Source organism: Micromonospora haikouensis (assembly GCF_000876225.1).
In the GTDB taxonomy this organism is placed as follows: domain Bacteria; phylum Actinomycetota; class Actinomycetes; order Mycobacteriales; family Micromonosporaceae; genus Micromonospora; species Micromonospora haikouensis.
This window is the reverse complement of record NZ_JXSX01000002.1, coordinates 888,140-906,298: the sequence shown is the minus strand read 5'-3', so window position 1 is coordinate 906,298 and position 18,159 is coordinate 888,140. Positions and strand designations below refer to the sequence as shown.

18 protein-coding genes are annotated in these 18,159 nt (G+C 71.3%); 7 read left to right on the top strand and 11 right to left on the bottom strand.

What is annotated here, in order from left to right; all coding sequences use genetic code 11:
* Window positions 1–21: 21 nt before the first annotated feature.
* The gene (gene nucS / locus TK50_RS20725; protein WP_043966085.1) at window positions 22–681 is read right to left on the bottom strand and encodes an endonuclease NucS; all 660 of its coding nucleotides are present in this window, start codon (window positions 679–681) and stop codon (window positions 22–24) included.
* A 71-nt stretch (window positions 682–752) separates the two neighbouring features.
* Here nucS and TK50_RS20720 point away from each other — a divergent pair, with 71 nt between their 5' ends.
* Window positions 753–1,370, top strand: coding sequence for a DUF4126 domain-containing protein (locus tag TK50_RS20720; RefSeq protein ID WP_043966084.1), 618 nt, complete (start codon window positions 753–755; stop codon window positions 1,368–1,370).
* A 76-nt stretch (window positions 1,371–1,446) separates the two neighbouring features.
* Here TK50_RS20720 and TK50_RS20715 read toward each other — a convergent pair whose 3' ends face one another.
* Window positions 1,447–2,058: a hypothetical protein gene (locus tag TK50_RS20715; protein WP_043966082.1), complete on the bottom strand. Its 612-nt coding sequence runs from the start codon at window positions 2,056–2,058 to the stop codon at window positions 1,447–1,449.
* A 1,124-nt stretch (window positions 2,059–3,182) separates the two neighbouring features.
* Between TK50_RS20715 and TK50_RS34495 the strand changes: the two genes are divergently transcribed.
* Window positions 3,183–3,854: a polysaccharide deacetylase family protein gene (locus TK50_RS34495; protein ID WP_043966080.1), complete on the top strand. Its 672-nt coding sequence runs from the start codon at window positions 3,183–3,185 to the stop codon at window positions 3,852–3,854.
* 214 nt (window positions 3,855–4,068) lie between these two features.
* Window positions 4,069–4,365 carry a DUF1540 domain-containing protein gene (locus tag TK50_RS20705; protein ID WP_043966077.1) on the top strand — a complete coding sequence of 99 codons (297 nt, stop codon included), beginning with the start codon at window positions 4,069–4,071 and terminating at the stop codon, window positions 4,363–4,365.
* Window positions 4,366–4,428: 63 nt separating this feature from the next.
* Here TK50_RS20705 and TK50_RS20700 read toward each other — a convergent pair whose 3' ends face one another.
* The gene (locus TK50_RS20700; RefSeq protein ID WP_043966075.1) at window positions 4,429–6,432 is read right to left on the bottom strand and encodes a protein meaA; all 2,004 of its coding nucleotides are present in this window, start codon (window positions 6,430–6,432) and stop codon (window positions 4,429–4,431) included.
* A gap of 96 nt (window positions 6,433–6,528) precedes the next feature.
* Here TK50_RS20700 and TK50_RS20695 point away from each other — a divergent pair, with 96 nt between their 5' ends.
* Window positions 6,529–7,377, top strand: a complete 849-nt coding sequence (locus tag TK50_RS20695) for an ABC transporter ATP-binding protein (protein WP_043966073.1) — start codon at window positions 6,529–6,531, stop codon at window positions 7,375–7,377.
* The gene (locus TK50_RS20690) at window positions 7,374–8,222 is read left to right on the top strand and encodes an ABC transporter permease (RefSeq protein ID WP_043966072.1); all 849 of its coding nucleotides are present in this window, start codon (window positions 7,374–7,376) and stop codon (window positions 8,220–8,222) included. The genes TK50_RS20695 and TK50_RS20690 overlap by 4 nt, the downstream gene beginning before the upstream one ends.
* 168 nt (window positions 8,223–8,390) lie before the next feature.
* On the opposite strand, the gene TK50_RS20685 is transcribed toward TK50_RS20690, so the two are convergent.
* On the bottom strand, window positions 8,391–9,239 hold the full coding sequence (locus TK50_RS20685) for a 3-hydroxyacyl-CoA dehydrogenase family protein (RefSeq protein WP_043966069.1): 849 nt from the start codon (window positions 9,237–9,239) through the stop codon (window positions 8,391–8,393).
* A 157-nt stretch (window positions 9,240–9,396) separates the two neighbouring features.
* The gene (gene murA, locus TK50_RS20680) at window positions 9,397–10,833 is read right to left on the bottom strand and encodes a UDP-N-acetylglucosamine 1-carboxyvinyltransferase (protein WP_043966067.1); all 1,437 of its coding nucleotides are present in this window, start codon (window positions 10,831–10,833) and stop codon (window positions 9,397–9,399) included.
* On the opposite strand from murA, the gene TK50_RS20675 reads away from it, so the two are divergent.
* Together TK50_RS20675 and TK50_RS20670 are read left to right on the top strand one after the other, a co-directional pair.
* Window positions 10,832–11,404, top strand: a complete 573-nt coding sequence (locus TK50_RS20675) for a cob(I)yrinic acid a,c-diamide adenosyltransferase (protein ID WP_043966066.1) — start codon at window positions 10,832–10,834, stop codon at window positions 11,402–11,404. The genes murA and TK50_RS20675 overlap by 2 nt on opposite strands.
* Window positions 11,380–11,808: a VOC family protein gene (locus tag TK50_RS20670; protein ID WP_043966064.1), complete on the top strand. Its 429-nt coding sequence runs from the start codon at window positions 11,380–11,382 to the stop codon at window positions 11,806–11,808. Before TK50_RS20675 ends, TK50_RS20670 begins: the two co-directional genes overlap by 25 nt.
* Before the next feature lie 48 nt (window positions 11,809–11,856).
* Here the strand turns inward: TK50_RS20670 and TK50_RS20665 are convergent, their stop codons facing one another.
* The 6 genes from TK50_RS20665 to atpA form a co-directional block, all read right to left on the bottom strand.
* Window positions 11,857–12,312, bottom strand: coding sequence for a DUF2550 domain-containing protein (locus tag TK50_RS20665; RefSeq protein WP_043966062.1), 456 nt, complete (start codon window positions 12,310–12,312; stop codon window positions 11,857–11,859).
* A 12-nt stretch (window positions 12,313–12,324) separates the two neighbouring features.
* Window positions 12,325–12,609: a F0F1 ATP synthase subunit epsilon gene (locus tag TK50_RS20660; RefSeq protein ID WP_043966060.1), complete on the bottom strand. Its 285-nt coding sequence runs from the start codon at window positions 12,607–12,609 to the stop codon at window positions 12,325–12,327.
* Between the two features lie 101 nt (window positions 12,610–12,710).
* Window positions 12,711–13,856 carry an LCP family protein gene (locus TK50_RS20655; RefSeq protein ID WP_043966058.1) on the bottom strand — a complete coding sequence of 382 codons (1,146 nt, stop codon included), beginning with the start codon at window positions 13,854–13,856 and terminating at the stop codon, window positions 12,711–12,713.
* A 213-nt stretch (window positions 13,857–14,069) separates the two neighbouring features.
* Window positions 14,070–15,506, bottom strand: a complete 1,437-nt coding sequence (gene atpD / locus TK50_RS20650; RefSeq protein ID WP_043966057.1) for a F0F1 ATP synthase subunit beta — start codon at window positions 15,504–15,506, stop codon at window positions 14,070–14,072.
* Complete coding sequence (locus TK50_RS20645; RefSeq protein WP_043966055.1) at window positions 15,506–16,435, bottom strand: F0F1 ATP synthase subunit gamma; 930 nt, start codon at window positions 16,433–16,435, stop codon at window positions 15,506–15,508. The genes atpD and TK50_RS20645 overlap by 1 nt, the downstream gene beginning before the upstream one ends.
* A gap of 9 nt (window positions 16,436–16,444) precedes the next feature.
* Entirely contained in the window at window positions 16,445–18,085 is a 1,641-nt protein-coding gene (gene atpA / locus TK50_RS20640; protein ID WP_043966054.1) for a F0F1 ATP synthase subunit alpha, read from the bottom strand.
* Window positions 18,086–18,159 lie beyond the last annotated feature (74 nt).

Sequence of the window (18,159 nt, the reverse complement as noted above, 5' to 3'; positions counted from 1 at the left end):
CCCGGCCCGCGCAGGCGGCGCTCAGAACAGGGTCAGCTCGTCGCGCTCGATGCCGCGCAGCTTGTCGTAGTCGACGACAACGCACCGGATGCCCCGGTCCGTGGCCAGCACCCGCGCCTGCGGCTTGATCTCCTGGGCGGCAAAGACGCCGGTGACCGGGGCGAGCAGGGGGTCACGGTTCATCAGTTCGAGGTAGCGGGTGAGCTGCTCCACCCCGTCGATCTCGCCGCGCCGCTTCACCTCGACGGCGACGGCGCCGAGGTCGGCGTCCCGGCAGAGCAGGTCCACCGGCCCGATCGCCGTCATGTACTCCCGGCGCACCAGCGTGTAGCCCTCGCCCAGCGCCGTCGGGTTGGCCGCCAGCAGCTCCTGGAGGTGCGCCTCGACGCCGTCCTTGCGCAGGCCGGGGTCGACGCCCAGCTCGTACGAGGTGTCCTGGAAGACCTCCTCCAGCGTGATCCGCAGCTCCTCGCCGGCCTTGTTGACCACCCGCCACACGCCGGGGGCCTCCTCCAGCCGGCAGGGCGGGCTCATCCAGTTCAACGGCTTGTACGCCCGGTCGTCGGCGTGGATCGACACCGACCCGTCCGCCTTCACCATCAACAGGCGCGTGGCCAACGGCAGGTGCGCCGAGAGCCGTCCGACGTAGTCCACCGAGCACTTCGCAATCACCAGCCGCACCCGACGAGGGTAGCCCAGACCCCGGCGTCCGCCGCCGAGCGGCACTGGCGTGCCGGTGCCATGCTGAGACGGTGTTCGAAGTCCTCACGGGTACCGGGCTGGCCGCGTCGGCCGGCCTGAACGCCTACATACCCCTGCTGACCATGGGACTGCTGGCCCGCTACACCGACCTGATCGACCTGCCCAGCGGCTGGCAGTGGCTCGGCAACGGCTGGGTCGTCGCCATCCTCGCGGTGCTGCTCGCCGTCGAGGTCGTCGCCGACAAGGTGCCGGTGCTCGACCACGTCAACGACGTCGTCCAGACCGTGGTCCGGCCGACCGCCGGCGGCCTCGCCTTCGGCGCGGGCTCCACCTCCGAGACGGTCACCGTGAGCGACCCGGGCAGCTTCTTCTCGTCCAACGACTGGGTGCCGGTGGTCACCGGCGTGCTCATCGCGCTCGGCGTCCATCTGCTCAAGTCCGCCGCCCGCCCGGTGATCAACGCGACCACCGCCGGCTTCGGCGCGCCGGTCGCCAGCACCGCCGAGGACGCCACCAGCGTCGTCATGTCCCTGGTGGCGATCATCCTGCCGGTGCTGGTGCTGGCCTTCCTGCTCGGCCTGGTCGCCTTCACCGTCTGGTTCCTGCGCCGCCGCCGGGACCGCCGCCGCGAATGCCAGGCCGCCCGCGCCGCCGGCTACCGCGTCTGACCGGGTACGCCCCACGTAAACGCCGCCGGCCGGGCCCCGGTGATCGGGGCCCGGCCGGCGGCGTGTGTTCGCTGGGTCAGCTGTTCCAGTGCTGGGCGACGAGGTCGGCGGCCTGCTGCTCCCACTGCGCGTAGGCGTCGGGGTAGGCGGAGACCTGGACGGTCTGGGCGGCGTCGGTCAGCGGCATGTCCTGCCAGCCGTCGACCTGTCGCAGGCCCTTGAGGAACGCGGTGGTCGCGTACTCCGGGTCGGTGATCTGCTCCGGCGAACCCCAGCCGCTGGAGGGGCGCTGCTGGAACAGGCCGAGGGAGTCGTGGTCGTTGCGGTCACCCAGGTGACCCAGGTTCTGCAGCTTCGATTCCTGCAGGGCGGTGCCGATGGAGATGACCGCGGCGCGTTCGTCGAGGCCGGTCTTCTTGGTGGCGGCGATGATGGCCTTGGCGTTGGCGGTCTGCTCGGCGTCGAGGCCGATGCGCGACTGCGTGCCCTGCACGCCGTGCGGGATCAGCTTGGCCGTGTCCACGGCGGCGGTCTTGTCGGCCTGCACGGCGGCGACGGGCCGCGCGTCAACAGTGCCGGTGCCGGTGTCGGTGGTGGTGTGGTGGTTCAGGGGGCCGGCGGCGAGGCCACCGGCGAACGCGAGTCCGGCGATGCCGAGGACGCTCTTACGCAGGATGGTCGTGTTCATGGGGGTGACTCCAATCGTCGGGGGTCGGCACACCCGCACCCGCCAAAGCAAGATGGCGGGGGGTGTGCGAGCACCACGTCGAGGCGCCCGAACAACGAACAACGGGGAGAAGAAGGAGGGGTTCGGCTGCCTTGCGGCGCCGGGTCCAGGTGTAACGACCGACGACCGGCCCGCATTCCGGGAGATGACAACCCGGGGGCCTGCTGGATCCGGGGGATCCGGGGTGCTGCTGCGGTCGTCCGTCAGGTGTAACGCCCCCGCCCCGGCCAGGATTCCGGCCGCAGGGTGCCGCCCGTCACCACCCCGACCCGGCTCGACCCCGTCCCACGCACCCCGCCGGGCCGGACAAATCGCCTTTTTCGGTGGAGGGGTGACGGGATGTCGGGCAGGTGGGGGTATCAGCGGCGCGTTGATGCCGCCATGTCGCCGACATGAAGTCGATCAACCCGCCCCGCCCAGCCCCGGCCCACCCCGCGCCCGCCTCGGCCCGCCCCGCCCCGCCCCAGCCCAGCCCGGCCCACCCCGATCCAGCCCGACCCCACCCCGATCCAGCCCGACCCCACGCCGGCCCACCCACCTCGGACCGACCCGGCCGCCATTCCGGGCCCGGGGTCCGCCGATGATCCCCGGGCCGCCCACGCCAAACCCGCCCACACCCCCAGGCCCGGGCGGACAGGTGACGGGATGTCGGGCAGGTGGGGGTATCAGTAGCGCGGGATACCGCCATCTTCCCGACATCCCGCCGGGAGATCCCGCGTGGGGCGGGGCAGCCGGGCGGACACCCGCCGAGAGATCATCTCCCGGTGCCCGCAAAGAACTCTCGCGTACCCCTGATCGCGACGGTCGCCGCCCTGGCGGGCGTCGCCGCCCTCCTCGTCGCGCCCGCGCCGTCGGACGCGCCCGGCCGCGCCGCAATCGGACGGGTGCCCACGGCCGTGACGCCGCCCGCCAGCGGAAAGGACGGGACACCGCAGGGAACGAACCGCCCGACCCCGCCGGCATCCGCATCCGGGCGACCCGGGGCACCGTCACGGCCCGGCCAGGGCGGACCGACCGACGAGCCCAGCGCGGGGCCCCCGACCACGGCCCTCCCCGGCGCGAGCCGCACCGACCGACGGCCCCCGGTGGTCGACCACGGACCACGCACCGGTGACCTGGTGGCGCTGACCTTCGACGCGGACATGACGGACGCCATGCGGTATCAACTGCGCAGCGGGGCGGTGCGGTCGTACGCGAACCTGGCGATCATCGACCTGCTGGAACGGGAGCGGGTGCCGGCCACTTTCTTCCTGACCGGCAAGTGGGTCGAGGAGTATCCCGGGGTGACCCGCCGCCTGGCCGGCAATCCCCGCTTCGAGCTGGCCAACCACACGTACGGCCATCTCGCCTTCACCGCCGACTGCTATCAGCTGCCGACGATCCCCCGGCAGCGGATGGCCGCCGACGTGGCCCGGACGTTCGACGTGATCGCCCCGTACGGCGGCAGGCAGACCCGCTACTTCCGCTTCCCCGGGCTGTGCCACGACCGAGCCGCGCTGACCGAACTCGCCCCGCTGGGCGTGACCGTGGTGGACGGGGACGTCATCAGCGGCGACCCGTTCGCGAAGTCCTGGCGGCCGGTCGTCGACGCGGTGCTGTCCCGGGTACGCCCCGGCTCGGTCGTCGTCCTGCACGTCACCGAGGCGAACGCCCCGATGACCGACGAGGCGCTGCCGCGCATCCTGGCCGGACTCGCCGAGCTGGGCCTGCGGCCGGCCCCGCTCTCCGAGGTGCTGGGGGCGAGACCGGTCGGGTGACCCGGCGCCCGATCACGACCGGCGGCCCGATCCCTGCCGGCCGGGGACGCCGACCGACCGGGATGCCAACCAAGCGGGGACGCCGACCGACCGGGGATGCCGGCTGATGCCGGCCAAGCCGGGATGCCGACTGACCGGGGATGGCCGATCGCCGACGACAAAACCGACAAAAACCTAATATGGGAGGAGATTCGAGAACCCAGAGGAGGTCGTCATGACTACGGCGATGGAGATGCCCCGCGTCCAGGAATGCGTGGTCGCGGCCTGCGCCTACAACCACACCGGCGACTGCCACGCGTTCGCCATCACGATCGGCAGCACCGATCACGCGCACTGCCACACGTTCGTCGAGATGCCCGTCCGGGGCGGCATCGACACGATGATCGCCCAGGTCGGCGCCTGTCAGCGCTCGGACTGCCGGCACAACGCCGACCTGGAGTGTCACGCCCCGGCGATCCGCGTCGGGCCGGACAACGACATGGCCGACTGCATGACCTACGCCAGCCGCTGACCACCGTCGGCAGGCGTTGACAGGGCCCCCTGTACAACGGAATGCGTTGACAGGGGGCCTTTCCTACAGGTCGTTGGCGTGGCGGACCACCGTCACCAGGTCGTCGACGATGCCGGTGAGGGCGAAGTCCTTCGGCGTGAAGACCCGGGCGACGCCCGCCGCCCGCAGCGCGTCGGCGTCGCTGGCCGGGATGATGCCGCCGACCACCACCGGCAGGTCACCCCGGCCGGCGGCGCGCAGGCCGTCCAGCACAGCCGGCACGACGGCCAGGTGCGAGCCGGAGAGCACCGACAGGCCGACGAGGTCGACGTCCTCCTCCACGGCGGCGGCGACGATCTGGCCGGCGGTCAGCCGGATCCCCTGGTAGATCACCTCGAAGCCGGCGTCGCGGGCGCGCACGGCGATCTGCTCGGCCCCGTTGGAGTGCCCGTCGAGGCCGGGCTTGCCGACCAGCAGCCGCAGCCGGCCACTGCCCAGCTCCCGGGCGGTCGCGGCGACGCGCTCCCGCACGGCGGCCAGGGTCGCGTCGCCGCCCGCCCCGGTGCCACCGGCCAGGCCGGTCGGCGCCCGGTACTCGCCGAAGACCCGCCGCAACGCGCCGGCCCACTCGCCGGTGGTCACCCCGGCCCGCACGCACTCCAGGGTCGCCGGCATCAGGTTCGCGGTGGTCGCGGCGTCCGCGCGTAGCCGCTCCAGTGCCGCGTCGACCGCCGCGCCGTCGCGTCCGGCCCGCCATTCGCGTACGGCGGCCACGGCCGCCGCCTCCACCGCGGGGTCGACCTGCTCGATGGCGTCGGCACCGGCGGCGGTCAGCGGCGACGGCTCGGTCTCGGTGAACCGGTTGACGCCCACCACCGTGTCCGCGCCGGACTCCAGCCGGCGGCGGCGCTCGGCCAGCGAGGCGACCAGCGCGCTCTTGAGGTACCCGGACTCGACGGCGGCCACCACGCCGCCCATCTCCAGCACCTTCTCCAGTTCGGCCCGCGCCCCGGTGACGATCCCGTCGACCAGCGCGGTCATCACGTGCGAGCCGGCGAACAGGTCGGGATATTCCAGCAGGTCCGACTCGTACGCGAGGACCTGCTGCATCCGCAGCGACCACTGCTGGTCGAAGGGGCGGGGCAGGCCCAGCGCCTCGTTCCAGGCCGGGAGCTGCACGGCGCGGGCGCGGGCGTCCCGGGACAGGGTGACGCCGAGCATCTCCAGCACGATGCGCTGGATGTTGTTCTCCGGTTGGGCCTCGGTCAGCCCGAGCGAGTTGACCTGCACCCCGTACCGGAAGCGGCGCTGCCTGGGGTCGGTCACGCCGTACCGGTCGCGGGCGATCTCGTCCCAGAGCACGCCGAACGCGCGCATCTTGGCGGTCTCCTCGACGAACCGCACCCCGGCGTTGACGAAGAACGAGATCCGGGCGACCACGTCGCCCATCCGCCCGGGCGGCACCTGGCCGCAGTCGCGCACCGCGTCGAGGACGGCGACGGCGGTGGCGAGGGCGAAGCCGACCTCCTGCACGGGCGTCGCCCCGGCCTCCTGGAGGTGGTACGAGCAGACGTTCACCGGGTTCCACCGGGGCATCCGGAGCAGCGTGTACGCGACGAGGTCGGCGGTGAGCCGCAGCGACGCCGCCGGCGGGAAGATGTACGTCCCCCGGGACAGGTACTCCTTGATGATGTCGTTCTGCGTGGTGCCGGCGCAGCGGGCCAGCTCCGCCCCCTGCTCGGCGGCGACCGTGCCGTAGAGGGCGAGCAGCCACATGGCCGGCGCGTTGATCGTCATGGACGTGTTCATGTCGGCCAGCGGGATGCCGTCGAAGAGGGCCCGCATGTCGCCGAGGTGGGCCACGGGCACCCCGACCCGGCCGACCTCGCCGGCCGCCAGCTCGTGGTCGGGGTCGTACCCGGTCTGGGTGGGCAGGTCGAAGGCGACCGACAGGCCGGTCTGCCCCTTGGCCAGGTTGCGGCGGAACAGGGCGTTGCTCGCGGCGGCCGAGGAGTGGCCGGCGTAGGTGCGCATCACCCAGGGGCGGTCGCGCTCGGGCAGCCGGCCGGCGGGGGCCTTCTCGTCCATTTCCGGAGTTTAAGTTACCGTTCAGTAAAACGGGCTGTGCCAAACCACACAGCCCCGCCTCCACACCGGCCCCGCCCAGGTCGCACACTTGACCGCATGGATGACGAGCTGGCGATCTCCGTCCGGGGGCTGCGCAAGGCGTACGGCGACAACGTCGCGGTGGCGGGCGTGGACCTCGACGTCCGGCGGGGCGAGGTGTTCGCGCTGCTCGGCCCGAACGGGGCGGGCAAGACCACCACGGTGGAGATCCTGGAGGGCTACCGGCGGCGCGACTCCGGCGAGGTCCGGGTGCTGGGCAGCGACCCCGCCGACCCCACCCCGGACTGGCGCTCCCGGGTCGGCATCGTGCTCCAGGGCACCGGCGAGTTCGACGAGCTGACCGTCGGCGAGGTGGTCCGGCACTTCTCGGGCTTCTATCCCGACGCCGACGACCCGGCGAAGGTGGTCGAGCGGGTCGGCCTCGGCGCGAAGGCGAAGGCCCGCACGCACACCCTCTCCGGCGGGCAGAAGCGCCGCCTCGACGTGGCGTTGGGCATCATCGGCCGCCCCGAGCTGCTCTTCCTCGACGAGCCGACCACCGGCTTCGACCCGGAGGCGCGGCGCGAGTTCTGGGAGCTGATCCGGGACCTGGCCGCCGCCGGCACCACCATCGTGCTGACCACCCACTACCTCGACGAGGCCGAGGCGCTCGCCGACCGGGTCGGGGTGATCGCCGCCGGGCGGGTGATCGAGGTGGCCCCGCCGAAGCTGCTGGGCAACCGCCAGGAGTCCCTGGCGACGGTCTCCTGGCGTACCCCCGAGGGGGTGCCGGAGAGCGCGCAGAGCGCGACGCCGACGGCCCTGGTCGCCGAGCTGGCCGCGCGCTACGGCGGCGAGGTCCCCGGCCTCACGGTGACCCGGCCGACCCTGGAAGACGTCTACCTGACCATGATCGGACACCGATGACGACCACGACGAAGCCGGCGGCCCCGGCCACCGCCGCCGCGCCCGCCCGCCGGCCGGGCGCGGGCGCGCTCGCCCTGCGCCAGGGCCGGCTGGAGATCACCCAGTTCCTGCGCAGCCGGGAGTCCGTCGTGTTCACGATGGGCTTCCCGATCATCATGATCCTGATCTTCGCGGCGATCTTCAGCGACGAGATCGCCCCCGGGGTGAGCTACACGCAGTACTTCATCACCGGCATGATCGCGACCGGCCTGATGACGGTCAGCTTCCAGAACCTGGGCATCTGGATCCCGATCGAGCGGGACCGGGGGGTGCTCAAGCGGTACCGGGGCACGCCGATGCCGAAGTGGGTGTGGTTCGCCGGCAAGGTGATCATGGTGGTGGCGGTCGGCGTCGCCGAGACCGCCCTGTTGCTCGCCGTCTCGGTCGCCCTGTTCGACCTGGAGCTTCCCGGCACGGCCGGCAGGTGGCTCACCTTCGGCTGGGTCTCCGTCCTCGGGGTGACCGCGTGCACCCTGTGCGGCATCGCGATCTCGTCGCTGGCCCGCACGGCGCGCAGCGGCTCGGCCGTGGTCACCCCGGTCGCCCTCGTCCTCCAGTTCATCTCCGGCGTCTTCTTCGTCTTCACCAACCTGCCGACCTGGATGCAGCAGGTGGCGGCGCTGTTCCCGCTGAAGTGGATGTGCCAGGGCCTGCGCTCGGTCTTCCTGCCGGACGGCTTCGGCGCGCAGGAGCCGGGCGGCTCGTTCGAGCTGGGCCGGGTCGCCCTCGTGCTGGGCCTGTGGTGCGTGATCGGCCTGGTCCTGTGCCTGACCACCTTCCGCTGGACGACGAAGCGCGACGGCTGACCCGGTCCGGGCCGAGTACGCCGACGGCCGGCACGACTTCACCTACTGGGGGCGCGTCGTCCCGGACGCCTTCGCCCTGTTGGGCGCCGCCCTCGCCGGCCCCTGACGCCGACCCACCCCAGGGGGCCGGCCCGCAGGCGAGCGCACCTGCGGGCCACGCCCAACCCGTCAGTACGTGTAGAAGCCCTTGCCCGTCTTGCGGCCCAGGTCGCCGGCGGTGACCATCCGCTGCAGCAGCTCCGGCGGGAAGAACTTCTCGTCGGCCGTGTCGGTGTAGATGTTCTTCGAGGCGTGCATGAGCACGTCGACGCCGGTCAGGTCGGTGGTCGCCAGCGGCCCCATCGCGTGGCCGAAGCCGAGCTTGCAGGCGGTGTCCAGGTCCTCGGCCGACACCACGCCGGACTCGACCAGCTTGACGGCCTCGACGACCAGCGCGGCGATCAGCCGGGTGGTGACGAAGCCGGCGATGTCCCGGTTCACCACGACGACGGTCTTGCCGATCTCCTCGGCGAACGCCCTCGCGGTGGCCAGGGTCTCGTCGCTGGTCTTGTAGCCCCGGACCAGCTCGCACAGCTTCATCATCGGCACCGGCGAGAAGAAGTGCGTGCCGACGACCGACTCGGGGCGCTCGGTGACGGCGGCGATCTGGGTGACCGGGATGGCCGAGGTGTTGGTGGCGAGCACCGCGTCGGCCCTGCAGAGCTTGTCCAGGGCCCGGAAGACCTCCTGCTTGATCTCCAGCCGCTCGAAGACCGCCTCGACGACGATGTCCGCGTCGGCCACCGCCTCCAGGTCCGTCGTCGGGGTGATCCGGCCCAGCGCGGCGTCCACCTCGCCCGGCTCGATCTTGCCCTTCTCGGCGAACTTCTCCAGCGACTTCCGGATGCCGGCCAGTCCGCGCCCGGTGGCCGCGTCGTCCAGGTCCCGCAGCGTCACCTGCCATCCCGCCTGCGCCGCCACCTGGGCGATGCCCGAGCCCATCAGCCCGGCCCCGACGACCGCGAGTCGACCCGCCATCTGCTTCTCCCTCGCCTGATTGAGTGTCTGTCAGCACCCTAGCGGCGAGACTGAACGAAGACTAAGCCCAGGGCTGCGCGGTGCACAGGCTGGGACGAGGGCCACCCGATCCGCCGGGGCACAGGCCGCGCGGTGCGCGCCGGGCCCGCCCGCGCGCTCAGATCTCCAGGGCCGGTTCCTCCGGTACGCTGCCCCGCTCGACCTCCACGCCGAGCGCCCGCAGGTCGGCGACGAAGTCCGGGTAGCCGCGGTCGACGTGGTGCACGTGGGAGACCTCGGTGACCCCGTCCGCGCAGAGCCCGGCGATGATCAGCCCCGCGCCGGCCCGGATGTCCGTGGCCCGCACGGGTGCGCCGGAGAGCCGGTCCCGGCCCCGCACGACGGCGTGGTGCCCGTCGGTCTTGATGTCCGCGCCGAGCCGCATCATCTCGTTGGCGAACATGAACCGGCCGTCGAAGATGTTCTCGGTGATCAGGGACGCGCCGTCGCTCACCGCCGCGAGGCCGATCGCCATCGGCAGCAGGTCCGTGGCGAAGCCCGGGTAGGGCAGGGTGACCACGTCGACGGACGTGGGCCGGTCGGCCATCCGCACCCGGAAGGCGTCGCCCCGGGTCTCCACCAGGCCGCCCGCGCAGACCAGCTTGTCCAGCGCGACCTCCAGGAAGCCCGGGTCGATGCCGGTGACGGTGACGTCCCCCCGGGTCATCGCGGCGGCGAACGCCCAGGTCCCGGCGACGATCCGGTCCCCCACCGTGGCATGCCGCACCGGCCGCAGCTCGGGCACCCCGTCGATGTGCAGGGTGGAGGTGCCCTCCCCCTCGATGCGCGCGCCCATCCGGATCAACATCGAGCAGATGTCGACGATCTCCGGCTCCCGGGCCGCGTTGTCGATCACCGTCGTGCCCTGGGCCAGCACGGCGGCCATCACCAGGTTCTCGGTGGCACCGACGCTGGGGAAGTCGAGGACGATGTCCGCACCGTGCAGGCCGTCCGGGGCGGCGGCGATGACGAAGCCGTGCTCGCCGGAGATGTCCGCGCCCATCCGGGTCAACCCGGCGATGTGCATGTCCAGCCCCCGGGAGCCGATGGCGTCCCCGCCAGGGTGGGCCACCCGGACGTACCCCCGGCGGGCCAGCAGCGGGCCCAGCACGCAGATGGACGCGCGCAGCCGGCGGACCAGGTCGTAGTCGGCCTCCGCGCCGGGCCGCTCGGGCACGTCGATGGTGACCGACCGGGACCGCGCCACGCCGCCCCGGGCCACCATCGGGTCGACCGGTTCGTCGGCGTCGAAGCGGACGCCGCAGCCCAGCCGGCGCAGCACCTCGCCCATGATGGCGATGTCGGTGATGCGCGGGACGTTGGTGATCACGCTGCGGCCGGGGGCGAGCAGCGCGGCGGCCATCAGCTTGAGGGCCGAGTTCTTCGCCCCGACCACGTGCACCGTTCCGGCGAGGCGGGCGTCGCCGGCGACGCGGATGACGTCGACGTCGTTGACCGCCGGGTCGCCGGCGTCACCGGGGCCGAGCCCGGCGGGGCGCGCCGGGGCCGGTCGGGCGGGGATCGTCAGGTCCGGTATCCGTAGGCTGTGCGTCATGGCCGTCCACCTCACGCGCATCTACACCAAGGCCGGCGACGCCGGCATGACCAGGCTGAGCAACAACGAGCAGGTGCCGAAGACCGATCCGCGGATCGCCGCGTACGCGGACGTGGACGAGTGCAACGCCGCGATCGGCGTCGCGCTCGCCCTCGGCCAGCTCGACGACGAGCTGCGGGCGGTGCTCGGGTCGATCCAGAACGACATGTTCGACGTGGGCGCCGACCTGTCCACGCCGGTGGAGCCGGACCCGAAGTATCCGCCGCTGCGGGTCACCGAGGAGTACGTGGAGCGCCTCGAAGGATGGTGCGACGAGTTCAACGCACGCCTGGGCAAGCTCGACTCCTTCATCCTCCCCGGCGGCACCGCGGGAGCGGCGCTGCTGCACGTGGCACGGACGATCGCCCGGCGGGCCGAGCGGGCGGCGTGGACGCTGGTCGCGCACGACCCCGACCGGACCAGCACCCTCCCGGCAAAGTATCTCAACCGGCTCTCCGATCTGCTCTTCATCCTGTCAAGAACGGCGAATCCGGCGGGCGACGTGCTATGGGTCCCGGGCGGCCAGCGCTGAGCGTCCCCGTCGGCACCCTGCACCACGTCGAGGTCTGGGTGCCGGAGCTCGCCGAGGCCGTCCGTTGCTGGGGCTGGCTGCTCAACGAGCTGGGCTGGCAGCCGTTCCAGGACTGGTCCGCCGGCCGGTCCTGGCGGCTCGGCCCGACGTACCTCGTGGTGGAGGAGTCCCCGGCAATGACCGGACGAAACCACGACCGGCTCGCCCCCGGCCTGAACCACCTGGCATTCCACGCGGGCCAGCCGGCCGACGTGGATCGGCTGGTCGCGGCAGCACCGGCCCACGGCTGGTCCCTGCTCTTCGCGGACCGCCATCCCCACGCCGGCGGCGCGGACACCTACGCGGCCTACCTCACCAACACCCAGGGGTACGAGGTCGAACTGGTGGCCTCAGCGAGGAGCTGACCGTCCGGAGCGGGTGGGCTCCCCGGAGACCCCGGAGAGCGGGACGCGTCAGGCGGCGGGCCAGTCCTGGGGGGCCAGACGCGGCGAGGCCGCCCCGGGCGGGGCGGCCTCTAGCCAGGACAGGAAGCCCGTGACGGTGGAGCGGGCCATGGCGATCTCCACCGGCACGTGGCGACTGGCACAGCGCAGGATCACCCAGTCGGCGGGCATGGAGAGGCGTTCCTGCCCCTCGGGCAGCCGGCGGCGTTCCACGACCAGAGTCTTGCGGGAGAGCACCCGCTTGGGGCGCAGGGCGAAGCTGAACATCCGGTACCACCGGAGTTCGTCACCGGCGAACCGGCCGAAACCGGGCGACCAGCCCCGCCCGTCGAGCACGGTGGTCACCCGGACGCTGAGCCGGATGATCCCGCCGCTGCGGGTGACCAGCGCGCGCCGGAGGAAGAGGACGAACAGGGCCACGAGCACCGCGGCGACGCCGATTCCGATCCCTTCCACGATCTCCATCGGCGGGGCGGCTCAGCGGCTCTGCGCGGCGGTGACCGGGGTGGCGCTCTCGGCCAGTACGGTGACACCCTCGCGGCTCACCGAGAGGAAGCCACCGGCCACCTCGTACGAGACCTGCTCGCCGCCGGGCAGCTTGATGCGGACCTGGCCGGGCTCGGCGAGCTGCCCCAGCAGGGGCGCGTGCCCCGGCAGCACACCCAGCTCACCCTCGGTCGTGCGGGCGACGACCATCTCGGCCTCGCCGGACCAGACCTTCTCCTCGACGGCTACGAGCTCGACGTGAAGCTGCTGTGCCACGCTGTCTCCTTGCTGCGGCGGCGGATTGCCGAAAGTCTAGTCGCGCCCGTCGCGGGCCCCCAACGCGGGTGGCGTAAGCTGCGCCACCCGCCGGGGAAACGCTACTTCGTCTTGTTCCGGAAGTCCGGATGCTCCAGCAGGAAGGCGTCGAGCTGTTCCTTCTTCAGGGCGGTGAAGAAGTCCTCGGCCTCGGGCCGCAGCCGCTCCCCCCGGTACGCCGACCCGGTGCCGATGTTCTCCCCCGGCAACTTGATCAGCTCGACGTTGTTCGAGCGGATCCCCTTGAGGGCGATCGCGAAGTCGACCACGCTGTTGCCCCGGCCGTTGAAGATCAGCGACTGCCCGGCGGCCCGGATCACCTTGTCCAGCTTGATCGGGTTGGTCACCACGTCGGCGCTGAACGCCTGGTCGACCATCGCCTTGATGAACTGCTGCTGGTGCCGCTGCCGGCCGTAGTCGGCGTCCGGGACGCCGTTCTTCGGGTACCGCTGCCGGACGTAGTCCAGCGCCTGCCAGCCGCTGAGGTGCTGGTTGCCCTTCTTGTAGACCGCCTGGGGGCCGATGTAGCCCTCGCCGTACGGGTTGCCCTTGCGGTGCACCCCGCTCGGCTCGCGGTGCTCGGAGCGCACCTCGCGCTCGATGTACATGTCGACGCCGCCCATCGCGTCGACGATCTTCTGGAAGCCGGTGAAGTTGATGATCGCGCCCGCGTCGAAGCGGTCGATCCCGGTGACCTGCTGCACGGTCTTGGCCAGCAGCTCGAAGCCCCGGGCCGCGTCGGGGTTCTGCCCCGGCACCCGGCTGCCGTACGACATGGCGGCGTTGAGCTTGTCGGTGCCGCCGTTGAAGTCCGCCTTGCTGAACCTCGGGATCTCGACCCGCAGATCCCGGGGCAGGGAGAAGAGGTACGCCCGGTCCAGCTCGGCCGGGATGTGCAGCACCATGATCGAGTCGGCCAGCGGCGGGGTCTTCACGTCGCGCGGGTCGATGCCGACCAGCAGGATGTTGAGCGGGCCCTTGATGTCGCTCTTGCGCTCCTGGGCGCCGGCGGCCTGGTCGCCGAACAGGTCGCCCTTGCCCACCGCGCCCTCGTAGCGGGCCATCAGCGCCTCGTAGCCGACCAGCACCGCGCCGCTGAGCAGCATGAGCACGGATCCGAAGACCGTGCACACCCGGGCCCAGCGGGGCACCCTCGACCACGCCGACGGTTTCTTCCTGCCGCCCTTGCCGGCCTTACCCACGAGCATCTCCGTTCGTCACGCCCACGACTTGGAGACGGGCGTACGCAGCCGAAAAGTTGCAACGATGTTCACTCGTCCGGGGGACGGCGTGAGTCGACGGTACCTCGCGTTCGACGGAGCCGCCGATCAGCAACCGGACAGCGGAGATCATAGGGCCTGTAGATGAACAAGGGCCGCCCCGGATGTTTCCGGGACGGCCCTCGACAGTGTGACGTGCGTCTAGCTCTTCATCAGCTCCGCGGCCTTGCGCTCCAGGTCCTCCAGGCCACCGCACATGAAGAAGGCCTGCTCGGGGAAGTGGTCGTACTCACCCTCGCTGATCTTCTTGAACGCCTCGATGGTCTCGGCGATCGGGACCGTCGAGCCCGGCACGCCGGTGAACTGCTCGGCGGCGTAGGTGTTCTGCGACAGGAAGCGCTCGATGCGCCGCGCGCGCTGCACGGTGATCTTGTCTTCCTCGGAGAGCTCCTCGATGCCGAGGATGGCGATGATGTCCTGCAGGTCCTTGTACTTCTGCAGGATCCGCTTGACCTCGGTGGCCACCGCGAAGTGCTCCTCGCCGACGAACTCCGGGGCGAGGATCCGGGACGAGGACGCCAGCGGGTCCACGGCCGGGTAGATGCCCTTGTCGGAGATCGACCGCTCCAGGTTGGTGGTCGCGTCGAGGTGGGCGAACGTGGTGGCCGGGGCGGGGTCGGTGTAGTCGTCCGCCGGCACGTAGATCGCCTGGAGCGAGGTGATGGCCTGGCCCCGGACGGAGGTGATCCGCTCCTGGAGCTCGCCCATCTCGTCGGCCAGGGTCGGCTGGTAACCCACGGCGCTCGGCATCCGGCCGAGCAGGGTGGACACCTCGGAACCGGCCTGGGTGAAGCGGAAGATGTTGTCGATGAAGAGCAGCACCTCCTGCTTCTTCACGTCGCGGAAGTACTCCGCCATGGTCAGCGCGGACAGGGCGACGCGCAGCCGGGTGCCCGGCGGCTCGTCCATCTGGCCGTAGACCAGCGCGGTCTTGTCGATGACGCCGGACTCGGTCATCTCGGCGATGAGGTCGTTGCCCTCACGGGTGCGCTCACCCACGCCGGCGAACACCGACGTACCACCGAAGTTCCGGGCCACCCGGGTGATCATCTCCTGGATGAGCACCGTCTTGCCCACGCCCGCGCCGCCGAACAGGCCGATCTTGCCGCCCTTGACGTACGGGGCGAGCAGGTCGATGACCTTGATGCCGGTCTCCAGCATCTCGGTCTTCGGCTCCAGGTCCGCGAAGGCCGGGGCCTTGCGGTGGATGCCCCAGTGGTCGTCGGGGCTCAGCGTCTCGCCCTCGGTGAGGTTGAGGCACTCGCCGATGGCGTTGAAGACGTGGCCCTTGACGGTGTCGCCCACCGGCACGGTGATCGGCGAGCCGGTGTCGCGCACCTCGGCGCCGCGCACCAGGCCGTCGGTCGGCTGCATCGAGATGGCGCGGATCAGGTTGTCGCCCAGGTGCTGGGCGACCTCCAGGGTCAGCGTCTTCTCGCCACCGGAGAGGCTCACGTCCACGTTCAGGGCGTTGAACAGGGCCGGCATGGCGTCGCGCGGGAACTCGGCGTCGACGACCGGGCCGATGACCCGGACCACGCGACCGGTGGCCGTCTTGGTCTGTACTGGGGCAGTCATCACACTTCACTTCCCGACGCGGCGAGCGCGTTCGCGCCGCCGACGATCTCGCTGATCTCCTGGGTGATCCCGGCCTGGCGGGCCGAGTTCATCTCACGCGTGTACTTCTCGATCATCTCTTCGGCGTTGTCGGTGGCGCTCTTCATCGCCCGCCGACGCGACGCCGACTCGCTCGCCGCCGACTCCAGCAACGCCGCGTAGATCCGCGTGTTGATGTACTTCGGCAGGAGCGCGTCGAGCAGCGCCTCCGCCTCCGGCTCGAACTCGTACGCCGGGAGCAGGCCCTCGGACTTGGGCCGGTCCTCGACCTGCATCGGGCCGATGACCTTGGCGACCGGGGTCTGGGTCATCAGGGAGTGGAACTCGGTGTAGACGATGTGCAACTCGTCGATCCCGAGCACCCCGTCCGCCCCGGCGGAGCCGTCGGTGTCGTCCGCGCCGGCGGTGAACGCCTTGATCAGCGTCTCACCGACCTCGCGGGCGTCGGCGAACGTCGGCTGCTCCGAGAAGCCCGTCCAGTTCGCCTCGATCGGCCAGTCCCGGAACCGGTAGAACCCGACGCCCTTGCGGCCGATGACGTAGAGCACGGGCTCCTTGCCCTCGGCGCGCAGCCGGGCGATCAGCGACTGCGCGGTCTTGATCGCGTTGGAGCTGTAACCGCCGGCCAGGCCCCGGTCGGCGGTTACCAGCAGGACACCCGCCCGCCGCACCTGCTCGCGCGGGGTGAGCAGCGGGTGGTCGATCCGGGCGTTGGACGCCAGCGCCGTGAGCACGCCGGTGATGGCCTGGGCGTACGGCAGGGACGCCTGCACCCGGGCCTGGGCCTTGGCGATCCGGCTCGTCGCCACGAGCTCCATCGCCTTGGTGATCTTCTTCATCCCCTTCGCCGAGCGGATCCGTTGACGAAGAACGCGTACCTGGGCCGCCATGAGTCAGCCCTACTGCTTCTCGGCGTTGTCGCGGTAGCGGGTCACCGTCTCGCGGTTCTCGTCGCCCTCCAGCGGCGCGGCGGGGGCCTCGTTGATCCGGGGCTCGTCCTCCTTGCCGAGGAACGTCTGCTTGAAGCTCGCGATGGCCTGGTCGAGGGAGGAGATCACCTCGTCGTCCCACTTGTTGTCGGCGATCGCCGCGAGGGTGCCCTCGTGCTTGTGCCGCAGGTACTGGAGGAACTCCGCCTCGAACCGGCGGATCTCGCCGACGGGGATGTCGTCGAGCTTGCCCTCGGTGCCGGCCCAGACGGAGACGACCTGCTCCTGCACCGGGTACGGCGAGTAGTTCGGCTGCTTGAGCAGCTCGACCAGGCGGGAGCCGCGCTCCAGCTGGGCGCGGGAGGCCTTGTCCAGGTCGGAGGCGAAGGCGGCGAACGCCTCCAGCTCGCGGAACTGGGCGAGGTTGAGCCGCAGCGAGCCGGAGACCTTCTTCATCGGCTTCACCTGGGCGGCGCCGCCGACCCGGGAGACCGAGGTGCCGACGTTGATGGCCGGCCGGACGCCCTGGTTGAACAGGTCCGTCTCCAGGAAGATCTGGCCGTCGGTGATGGAGATGACGTTGGTCGGGATGAAGGCCGAGATGTCGTTGGCCTTCGTCTCGATGATCGGCAGGCCGGTCATCGAGCCGCCGCCCAGCTCGTCGGAGAGCTTCGCGCAGCGCTCCAGCAGCCGGGAGTGCAGGTAGAAGACGTCGCCCGGGTACGCCTCACGGCCCGGCGGGCGGCGCAGCAGCAGCGACACGGCCCGGTACGCCTCGGCCTGCTTGCTCAGGTCGTCGAAGACGATCAGGACGTGCTTGCCGCCGTACATCCAGTGCTGGCCGATGGAGGAGCCGGTGTAGGGCGCCAGGTACTTGAAGCCGGCCGGGTCGGACGCCGGGGAGGCCACGATGGTGGTGTACTCCATCGCGCCCGCCTCCTCCAGGATGCCCTTGATCGAGGCGATCGTGGAGGCCTTCTGGCCGATGGCGACGTAGATGCAGCGGACCTGCTTCTTCGGGTCGCCGGAGCGCCAGTTGTCCCGCTGGTTGAGGATGGTGTCCAGGGCGACCGTGGTCTTGCCGGTCTTGCGGTCACCGATGATCAGCTGCCGCTGGCCCCGGCCGACCGGGGTCATGGCGTCGATCGCCTTGATGCCGGTCTGCAGCGGCTCGTCGACGGACTGCCGGGACATCACGTTCGGGGCCTGGAGCTCCAGCTCGCGGAAGCCCTCGTTGGCGATGTCGCCGAGGCCGTCGATCGGCTGGCCGAGCGGGTTGACCACGCGGCCGAGGAAGGCGTCGCCGACCGGCACCGAGAGCACCCGGCCGGTGCGCTTGACGCGCTGGCCCTCTTCGAGCTTGGCGGAGTCACCGAGAACGACGACGCCGATCTCCCGGACGTCGAGGTTCAGCGCCAGGCCGAGCGTGCCGTCCTCGAACTCCAGGAGCTCGTTGGTCATGGTCGAGGGCAGGCCCTCGACGTGGGCGATGCCGTCGCCGGTGTCGGCGACGGTGCCGACCTCCTCGCGGGAGACGTCGGGCGAGTAGGAGGAGACGTAGCGCTCCAGGGCGCCGCGGATCTCCTCCGTCGAGATGGTCAGCTCGGCCATCCTCTGCTTCCTTAAGTATCAGGGGCCCGGGATACCTAGTACCGACCGGTCCGAATGGCGTCTGTCAATCCAGG